Genomic DNA, 9757 nt, shown 5'->3' with positions numbered 1-9757 from the left:
ACAATCAGGCAATATATTGAAAACCAGCAAAAACCAATGGAATGAGTATTTGCGCCTTTCATCTCGGCCCTAAAGGACCGAGTTTTTCGGCGCAGGTGATAAAAGGAATTATCTTTTGGAAAAAAGGGGGTTAGTTTACGGCAATCCGTCCTTTACGGCGGAAAATAGCTACCTTTGAGCGAGGCTTTTTCAGTCGAATTTATACATGATACCCCAGTAAGGAGAGATAATGTATCAGAGTATCCGCACTGAATGCCGAAAGACTACCCGAGACAAGTAGAGAAACTTTAGGCTGAGTAATCCCTAGCCTTTTAGCAACTTTTTGCTCAGAAAGCTTGCTTGCTTTAATGAGGATTCCTACTCCATGCAAAAGCTGAGCACGAGTCATGAGTTCATCAGATTGGTCAAGACCTAAGTCTGCAAAGATGTTTTTCATGTTAACTTCTAAGGTTCTATTTTTGGTACCTGTTCTACAGCGCAGACATTAAAAATAAAAGAGGTAGTCGACGCTGAGCTGAAAGTCGCGGTGGCCGAGGTTGCGGGGGTTGAGGTAGTAGGGGGTGCCGGGAACAAGTTTGCCGGCGGCGCGGTTGGTGCTGTCGTAGAGCTTGTCGGAGTTGAGCTCGAGGGAAAGGAGGTTGCCTCGGAAGACGTAGAGGGCCCAGGTGAGGACCATCCGCTCTTTGGGGATGTTAAAGCCGAGCGCTTCGTAGCTCCGGGAATAAGAGAAGGCAAGTGAGCTGGGGCGCTCCCTAATTTTGAAGGTGTAGGCAAGCTCAGCATCGAACGCCTTGATCATGGCTCCCTTAAAGGTGGTTCCATTTTTGCTAAAGGCGGCATCGCGCCGGTTGAAAGCGCGGAGTCCTTGGTTGTAGGCAAGGAGAAGATTCCAGTTTCCAAGGGTGAAGTTTCCATTGGTGTTAATCCCCGGGACGATGTGGCGGAGTTGCTCGGTCGAAGAGGTGACATCAAAGGCGGATTGGAACCCCAAAGAATCGGCGATATTCCGGATCGCTCCGACTTCGATTTTGGCATCGAGCTTCTTGATCTGAAAGTGGATGGCAAGATTGACCCCATAGTTGTTAATGTTATTCCCCGAATCGGCATGGCTGTCCCCTTTGAAGACATAGGCGGCAAACTGAAGGGTGTCGTTATAGAAGCCAAGGGTGACATCACGGGCAAGGGTCCAGAAAAGGATCTTGTTGAGGGGGTCATGGACGGGGTTATAGGTGGTGTATTGTCCGAAGGGAATGTAGGTTTGCCCAATGGTTCCATACCAGGGCTCTCTTGAAAAATCCCCAAAGGTAAGGAAGAGAGAGTCGGCGTGGATCCGGGCGTTTTGTACGCGGCTGTTGGAGATGGCAGGGTCGACCGAGTTGTCATACTCATAGGCCATAAAGCCATAGAGCCAGGGAGCGGCAACGATGAGAAAGTCGACCTCAGCATTGGTGAGATCGAGATCACTTTGTGCATGTTTGCGGGCATCTCTTTGGACAAAGCCGGTAAACTCGATCTGTCCACTGAGGAAGATCCGAGGATTGACGGGGTAGGGGATTCCTTTCTGTCTCATGTAAAGGGTCGACTCTTCAAGCTCAAGGAGGATTTGAAGGTCTTTGTTAACGCTTGAGAGGCTCGACATGAGCTCGGTTCCCTCAAAAGTGGCGCGGACTCCAGGATAGGGAGAGGAGGTGACAAAGGTTCCAAAGTAGTTGGCGATCCGCTGTTGGAGAGTCAGCTCTTCCTTTTTAGTGGGGGCGTCTACCCCTTCAAGGAGGGGGTTTTGGTAGCTGTCACGGAGGCTTTGGTCTTCCTTTGTTTGCTGTTCCACCTCTTCATACTGGATGTAGGTTCCTTCTTGAATGGCAAATAAAGTGGTTGTGATAAGTAAAAAGAGGAGTTTTTTCACATTTCAAATCCAAATGTTTTTCCGTAGAAATTTAGCTCTGCTTCGAGCGCTTTTTTGATGTTTTCTGCTTGCCGAAACCCGTGTCCTTCCCCTTCGAAAAGGATGTAGGTGACAGGGGTTTTCAAGGCCTTAATAAGCATCTCTGATTGGTTGGGGGGAACGACCCGGTCTTCACTTCCCTGGAGAAGGAGAAGGGGGGCGCTGATTTGATCGGCATGGTGGAGGGGACTAAGCGCGCGGTAACGTTCTTTTTCCTCTGGATAGGGACCGATCAGCCCGTCAAGGTAGTGGGCCTCATATTTGTGGGTATCGTTGGCAAGAGCCTCTAAATCGGAAACGCCGTAGTAGCTCACCCCCGCCTTAAAGGTATCGTGAAAAGTAAGCGCTGCTAAGGTGGTATAGCCCCCAGAGCTTCCCCCTTTAATGGCCATCCTCTCTCGATCGACCCATCCCTTTTCGGCGCAGTAAAGGGCGGCGTTGATACAGTCTTCGACATCGACCTTTCCCCACGTTCCTTTCAGCCGTTCCCGGTAGGCCCGTCCATGTCCGGTACTTCCTCCATAGTTGACATCGAGATAGGCAAACCCGCGCGATGTCCAGTATTGGTTCTCTAAGTTGAGAGAGGGGTTGGTATGTCCGGAGGGACCTCCATGACATTTTACAATGAGGGGAGGGAGGTCATTTCCTTTATAGTCAGGATTCTTGGGAGAGTAGAAAAAACCATGGGTCCCTTTGCACTCGATCGTTTTTGCAATCGAAATATAGCGGTTATCGCAGGTGACTTCCCGTAACTTTTTTAGACAGGTCAGCTCTCCTTTTTCGTAAGAGTAGAGGGCTTGGGGCTCGGTAGAAGATGCAGCGGTGAAGTAACACCGATTGCCAGAGACTTTAAAGCTTCCGTAGCTCGTAAAGGAGAGGTCAACCTTTTCTAGCTCTTCCCCATGAATGATTCCTAGGTGGCTTTTCCCTTTGATGGTATAGACAGCGGCGATCCGCCCATCATCGAAAAAGCCATAGTTTGTCATCCCAAAGACCCATAAGGGCTGTCCAAACTCTGCCTCCATTTCGGGACCGGGATAAAGGTTCCACCAGCCAGTGCGATCGGAAACGTAGTGGAGCGTTCCATCAGGTGACCACTCGGGTTGAAAGATCGATTCGCTGATGCCACCCGCCTCTTTTTTGACATTGAAGAGGGTCCCATCAGGGGCAATTTCTCCCACCCATAAGGTGGATCCATCCCACGGCATGTTGGGATGGTCCCAGGTGATGAAGGCAAGATGCGTCCCTTCAGGATGGAGAGTGGGCATCGCATAAAAGTCGTGTCCCTCATGAATGGCGATGGCTTCATTATCTACCTTGACAAGGGTGTTGATCACCTCTCCATCCGCGCGGTGCTCTTCCTGCACGGCGTACAACACATTCCGTTTGGGATCAAAGAGGGGGTTGGCATAGCGGAGCCCTTCGCCCCCACATAAGGGAAAAATTTCCCCATTGGGGTCTCTTTTATAGAGCTTCTGGTCCTTATCGTTGACAAAGTAAACCGTTCCATTATGGACGGTAAAGGGGGCGCCCCCATATTCATGAACGCGGGAGCGGGCGCTATACCCTTCGGGCAAAAGGTCTTTTCCATTGGAAACGATGACAGACCGCCCCTTTTCTTCGGGGCGGATCTCGTTCCAATAAATCGAGCCTCCATCGAGGGCAATGTCGCCCAATTTGATCGCCGATTTGACGATCATCGAGGGGGTAATTGGGGACTTCCAGGTGCCATGTGGTTGTGTTTCCATAAGGGAAACACTTTACAAAAATTTAATATTTTAATGCTATACTAAACTTGGCGGGGACGCCCTTTCCACTTGTGGGTCGGGTACTTTTCTTCGGTGAGGATGAGCTTTTCCTTTGCAACAGAGAGAAGATCGATATCGAGCTTCATGGCAAGGAGGACGATGTTATTGAAGACGTCGGCGACCTCTTCACGGACATGTTGAGCAAGCTCAGGGTTTTCCATGATACGGGAGCACTCTTCGAGGGTGAGCCAACGGAAGATTTCAGCCAATTCTCCTGTCTCTGAAACAAGGGAAAGGACGAGGTTTTTCGGGTTGTGGAACTGGTCCCACTCCCGGTCACTGACGAATTTTTTGAGCTTTTCTTTGATGATGTCCATAACTGCAGGTTACAAGATAGATAAAATTTTGGAAAGAGCTTTTCTTCAAACCTTTTAACCTCAGTTTCGGGTTTATTTCACTCAGCCTCAGGGGATTTTAGCTTTCCTTTCTCCCTTTTGATCTCGAAAAGGGCCATTTTGACCCTTACCTTCGATCAAAAAGAAGAAAATTTAAGCAAAACTCCCTCTGGAGCTAAGCAAAATAAACCCAAAACTGAGGTTTTTACTTTCCGTGTCTTGTAGTCTTAAAGAACACAAAAAGTGTGTAATTGATAACACGAAAAGCGAGTAAATGATTAACGGAGGTAGCGAGATCCTTTCCGCAAGCTCAAGAGAGCCAAGAGGTGGCAGAGGAGAGCGAAGGCGAAGGTGACGCCGATGGCAAGGGGGAGAGAGGTGTCGGACTGACCGAGCATCCCATAGCGGACCCCGTTGATGGTGTAGAAAAGGGGATTAAAATGGGAGAGGGTTTGCCAAAAAGGATGGACATTTTCTAGGTTAAAGAAGACCCCACCCAGGTAGATGAGGGGAAGGAGGATGAGCATGCTCACCGCCCCGACATGTTCAAAACTTCTCGACCACATCCCAATCGCGATACCAAGACCGGCAAAGGCAAGCCCTCCAATCACGATGAAGTAGATGAAAGTCAGAGGGGCTGCGATGGGAAGAAAGTGTCCCATATAGGAAAGATAAAAGGCTTGTCCGACAAGATAGGTGATGGCGCCAACGATCAGCCCGCGGGTCAAAGAGGCGATAGACTTCGAGGAGACGATTTGGTGGATGGAAAGGGGGGCAGTCCGGAGATCCTGGAGCTCGTTCACATATTTTTGTCCCATCAAGGCGCTGGTTGAGTTGTCGAAGCTATTTCTGATGAGTGACATAGCGATGAGACCGGGAATCAGAAAAGCCAAATAGGGAAACCCGCCTGCAAGATGGATCGACTTTCCCAAGCTGACCCCAAAGATCAGGAGGTAGAGAAGGGTGCTGACGATCGGGGCGCCGATGGTTTGGAGGGGGACTTTAAAGTAGCGAGCTACCTCTCGATGGTAGAGCCCTTTCCACTGGATCCATTTACTCATCATTCCCTCCATTTAGAACATTTTGCATCACATCTTCTAAGGTTCCCACTTTGATGTTAATATCTTGGATCGCCTCTAGAGGAATCTTCACTTCGGCAAAGAGCTGAGAAAGAGGGACCTCATTGGGCATCTGGAAGTCAAGATGATGATCGCTTTGCCCTTTTAGATAGGGGTGAGATAGCTTTGGAAGGGGAGTTACAAGAGCGATGGTCACCTTTTTAGACGAGTGCGTTTCTAACAGCTTTTCGGTGGTGTCGACTTTCCCGAGGCGGCCATGGTCTAGAATGCCGATCCGGTCAGAGAGGCGCTCGGCCTCTTCGAGATAGTGGGTCGTTAAGAGAATCGACAGATTTTCTTTTTTGAGCTCGAGGATAAATTGCCACAGCGAAGCGCGGAGCTCGATGTCGACACCTGCAGTCGGCTCATCGAGAAGGAGAAGTTTGGGCTTATGAAGGAGGGCTTTTGCGATGAGAAGGCGCCGCTTCATCCCGCCACTGAGCTGGTTCACGAGCTTTTTTCGGTGGTGCCACAGGTGGAGTTTTTCGAGGAGGTATTTAAGGTAGGGGAGGTCTAAAGAAACGCCAAAGTAGTTGGCATGAAACTTCAAAATCTCCTCAACAGAAAAAAAGCCGTGGTGGATGAGTTCTTGAGGGACAAAGCCGATCTCTTTTTTTGCAAGTGGGGGCGCCTTTCCAAAGATCTCGATCGTCCCACTTGTGGAGGGTTGTAGAGTGACGATGTTGGAGATGATCGTGGTTTTTCCGGCGCCGTTCGGGCCGAGCAGCCCAAAGACCTCTCCTGGTTTGATCTCAAAGCTGACATCATCGACAGCAACGAGCTTGCCATACTTGGTGGTGAGGTTCTTAATCCGTAATGGAGGGTTCATTCTAACACTTTACTTCAAGAAGTTGGCTGAAGTCAACAATTGTCGAGAAATATTCTTCTGCTAGAAGGGCCGGGGTCACCCCATTAACATGGATAAGTACGGGTCTTACTGAAAACCCTAAGGGAAGAGAGAGGGCATTGATTTTTTGTTCGACTTCTTGGATAACTGTTGGGGATATAAGGTCATTGGAAAACTTAATTTCACATAAGTACAAACATTGGTCCCGAGTTTGTATAAGATAATCAACTTGGCACCCTTGCCTTCGCTCTGAGCTTCTTTGTGTATAAGGGTTGTCCCAAACAACCCGATTCGGATCAATGTAAAGAAGTTCCAGTAGGCGGTTTCGATTGCTTAAGACGAGGTTTTCAAATTGAAACCCAAAAATGACAGCCCACTGTCTTGGATCAGCCTTATACCGACCACTTTTGATGCGGGTAAGATTTGGCTGGATATATTTAAGATAAAAACGTAAATAGTTGTCCTTAAGGCGATAAACAGGTATTTTTAATTCTTTTTTGCTTTTAATATCCCAGCTCACATCTTTTGAGATAAATCCCGCTGCCTCTAGGCCGTAAAGATATTCAGTTAGACGGCCAGAATTGGCCACTCCTGCTTTTTCAACAAGCTGCCTTCGCGTACAGCTTCCCACAGCCAAACAGGCCACAATCTTTTTGTAAATGCCACTACGCTTGTAAAAGAGATCTGAAAAAATGCGTTCAAACTCTTTAACAAGGAGGCCGCCACTTTCGAAGCAAAGGCGCTCAATATTTTCTTCCGAAGAGCGCGCGGGGATGATTTCCTCAAGGTAGCGAGGGACTCCTCCAGTTACGCAAAGCGTTTTGAACTTTTCATAGGGTGAAATTTTAGTATGCTCCTTTCCAAAAAACTCATTGCAAGAGCAGAGGGGCAATTCATCAAGGGCTATTTCCATGGAAATCCGACCGACAAAACCTGTGCTATTAAGGATGTTTTTCTCGATCCAACTTGATACAGATCCTGTGAGAATAACAACAAGGTTGGGATTTTTCTTAAAGTCTTGATCCCAAGCTGTTTTAAGTTTTCCTAGGAAGGTAGGATCTTTTACGCCTATCCAAGAAATTTCGTCTATAATAAGAAGAACCTCTCCTTCAGCGCACTGGTGGGCAGCATGCCAGAAAAGGTCATTCCAATCTTTTGCGGATGGAGGTGGCAAATGGGTTTGCTTTACAAGCTGCTGTGCAAAATGGTCTCTTTGCATTTGAGCTGTAATCCCTTTTGTTGGAGGTAGTCCTGTAAATAGAAGCACGCGCTCAAAGGACTTGCCAAACTCTTCCGCGAGTCGCGTTTTTCCAATTCGACGGCGCCCTGTAATGACAACAAGATCAGCGATTTGGTTTTCTTTAGTATCTTGGAGGCGAGTTAGCTCTTTTTGCCTTCCTATAAATCGAATTTTGGGGTCCATTGAATTCTCGAGGTTATTTGAACACCCCTAATTATGATCTAAAAATTGGTTATACGTCAATTTCAAGCCCGTTTTTCTTTAAATTTTGGGCTTAAAATCGACATTTCGCATGTTTTGAGCCCGTTTTCGTGAATGCTTTTGGGCTTGAAATTAACAAAAAGTGTTAAGCTAACTATACCCAAATAAGTTGTGGACACTTCACGACGCAGCTTTTCTTCGCCTTCGGCTCCGAAGCTGTGTCGGTTCAGTGAATTTTTTTGTTAAGCAGAAAGTCGACCAAAGCGAATATGCTAAGTGGCTAAAAACCTGGGAAAGATCGGCATGGTTCAAAATACAGCATGCTGAGGTAATACTTCCCGAAATATGGAGACCTTTCGAACTTATGTAGTTAATCGGGAGTATTTAGGATAAAGATGCGTCAGGGGCGAGAGGAGCAATCCTCTCGTCTACCGGCTGACGTAGTCCATGATAGGCCTTTGTAAAGTAAAATTTTCTAGTTGAATGCTTTGTTCCTGATAGGGTAGAATGAAAAAAAGAACTCCACCTTACAGCTTTAGTCAAATGAAAAAATTACCGATTGGTGTCCAAAGCATCCGTGAGATCCTTGAAGAAGACCAGGTTTACATTGATAAGACGATGTTTGCCAAGGATCTAATAACAACGGGGAAGCATTATTTTATATCCCGTCCTAGAAGGTTTGGAAAATCTTTGTTTATTAATACCTTAGAAGAAATTTTCAAAGGGAATAAGGAGCTTTTTAAAGACTGCAAGATCTATGAAAGCGGATATGACTGGCAAAAATATCCAGTTCTATATTTAGATTTCTCAAAAATAGCAAGTAGAACTCCCGACCATCTTGAAACCGCTTTGCAGGTAAGGCTGGAGATTATCGCCAAGGAGCACGATATCTCTATTGTTACAACCGATATTCAAGTTGCTTTGGATACATTGGTTGTTCGGCTATCGAACAAATATAGGAAAAAAGTAGCAGTATTAATCGATGAGTACGATAAGCCTATCATAGATCATTTGGAAGATCTTGATGTTGCTAGAAAGAATAGAGATATCCTCAAAGACTTTTTTGGAACAATCAAAAGTTTAGATAAACACTTAAAGTTCACATTTATAACGGGGATTAGTAAATTCTCTCGAGTTTCCCTTTTTTCAGCTCTTAATAACTTAAATGACATCACGATGGAACCCAAATATGCCGGGATGATGGGATATACCGAAGAAGAGCTAAGAGCAAGTTTTCGAGATCACATTCAAAAAATCGCTCAGGAAAGGAGTCAACTGGGGAATTTAGTACCGGAAGAAAAGGTCATAGACGAAGTTCGAAACTGGTACAATGGCTACAGATTTTCTGAGGGAAAGCTTTGTGTTTATAACCCTTTTTCGACCCTTAAGTTTATGCAAAGCAAAAAGCCTAAAACTTATTGGTATAGCACCGGGACTCCTTCGTTCCTAATTCATCAACTGAAAGAGCATCTTGAGTCGATGGTTTCATTAGACGGAACAACAGCTACAGAAGAGGAGCTAATGGATATTAGCTCTCTAGAGCAAATAAACTTAGAAGCCTTGATGTACCAAACAGGCTACTTTACGATCAAAGACTATAACTCCATCTCGAATCGCTACCTTTTAGGTCTTCCTAATGAAGAGGTAAGATCCGCATTTATCAACTCTCTCGTCAAAAATTTTGCCCCAATCACTAAACTAAGATCCTCTAGGGAGTGCGTAGAAGCGCTAGAAAAGCATCAGCCAAGCCTTCTATTTAATCAGATAGAAATAGGCCTTTCTAGCTTCGCATATCAAGTCTTTGTTGATGCAAAAGAGCGAACATATCAAGCAATGCTCTTGTCAATGCTGCATGGGATGGGTTTTAACCCTTTATCAGAAAGGTCAATAAATACAGGGCGTATTGACGTGATATTAGAAGTTCCCAAAACAACTTATATTCTAGAACTTAAGCTTGACGGCTCTGCTGATAAAGCTTTAAAGCAAATCCATGAAAAACAATACTTCAAGCCTTATACCCATAAAGGCAAACACATAGTGATCATAGGAGCTAACTTTTCTTCGGAGGCGCGCAACGTATCTGAATGGAAAGGCGAGCTTCTATCTGAGTCCGGAGAAAAAATTCGAGAGCTTTTTCCTGGAGAAGGGGAATAAAAATCCCTCGTGTCAAAGTCAAGGAAAATTCCATAGGTATCGATGAGATAAATTCCATAGATCTACATAAAAATATTTTTACTCCCCCCTCTTACTTGTAATATCCTTA

Annotated in this window: 8 protein-coding genes; 1 reads left to right on the top strand and 7 read right to left on the bottom strand. The window is 46.0% G+C overall.

The window, feature by feature from the left end:
* Positions 1–199: 199 nt before the first annotated feature.
* The 7 genes from NEPTK9_RS08050 to NEPTK9_RS08020 form a co-directional block, all read right to left on the bottom strand.
* Entirely contained in the window at positions 200–436 is a 237-nt protein-coding gene (locus NEPTK9_RS08050; RefSeq protein ID WP_194848322.1) for a helix-turn-helix domain-containing protein, read from the bottom strand.
* A gap of 48 nt (positions 437–484) precedes the next feature.
* Positions 485–1906, bottom strand: a complete 1422-nt coding sequence (locus NEPTK9_RS08045; RefSeq protein ID WP_194848321.1) for an LbtU family siderophore porin — start codon at positions 1904–1906, stop codon at positions 485–487.
* Positions 1903–3693, bottom strand: a complete 1791-nt coding sequence (locus NEPTK9_RS08040; RefSeq protein WP_194848320.1) for a S9 family peptidase — start codon at positions 3691–3693, stop codon at positions 1903–1905. Before NEPTK9_RS08040 ends, NEPTK9_RS08045 begins: the two co-directional genes overlap by 4 nt.
* 41 nt (positions 3694–3734) lie before the next feature.
* Entirely contained in the window at positions 3735–4070 is a 336-nt protein-coding gene (locus tag NEPTK9_RS08035) for a nucleotide pyrophosphohydrolase (protein ID WP_194848319.1), read from the bottom strand.
* Positions 4071–4366: 296 nt separating this feature from the next.
* Entirely contained in the window at positions 4367–5149 is a 783-nt protein-coding gene (locus NEPTK9_RS08030; protein WP_194848318.1) for an ABC transporter permease, read from the bottom strand.
* A complete protein-coding gene (locus NEPTK9_RS08025) occupies positions 5142–6035 on the bottom strand; it encodes an ABC transporter ATP-binding protein (protein ID WP_194848317.1) in 894 nt (297 codons plus the stop codon). Before NEPTK9_RS08025 ends, NEPTK9_RS08030 begins: the two co-directional genes overlap by 8 nt.
* Position 6036: 1 nt before the next feature.
* Positions 6037–7476 carry an AAA family ATPase gene (locus NEPTK9_RS08020; protein WP_194848316.1) on the bottom strand — a complete coding sequence of 480 codons (1440 nt, stop codon included), beginning with the start codon at positions 7474–7476 and terminating at the stop codon, positions 6037–6039.
* 561 nt (positions 7477–8037) lie between these two features.
* Between NEPTK9_RS08020 and NEPTK9_RS08015 the strand changes: the two genes are divergently transcribed.
* Positions 8038–9648 carry an ATP-binding protein gene (locus NEPTK9_RS08015; protein ID WP_194848315.1) on the top strand — a complete coding sequence of 537 codons (1611 nt, stop codon included), beginning with the start codon at positions 8038–8040 and terminating at the stop codon, positions 9646–9648.
* Positions 9649–9757: the final 109 nt, after the last annotated feature.

Source organism: Candidatus Neptunochlamydia vexilliferae, from assembly GCF_015356785.1.
Taxonomy (GTDB): domain Bacteria; phylum Chlamydiota; class Chlamydiia; order Chlamydiales; family Simkaniaceae; genus Neptunichlamydia; species Neptunichlamydia vexilliferae.
The sequence above is the reverse complement of the archived record's forward strand: the minus strand, read 5'-3'. Positions and strand labels throughout refer to the sequence as shown.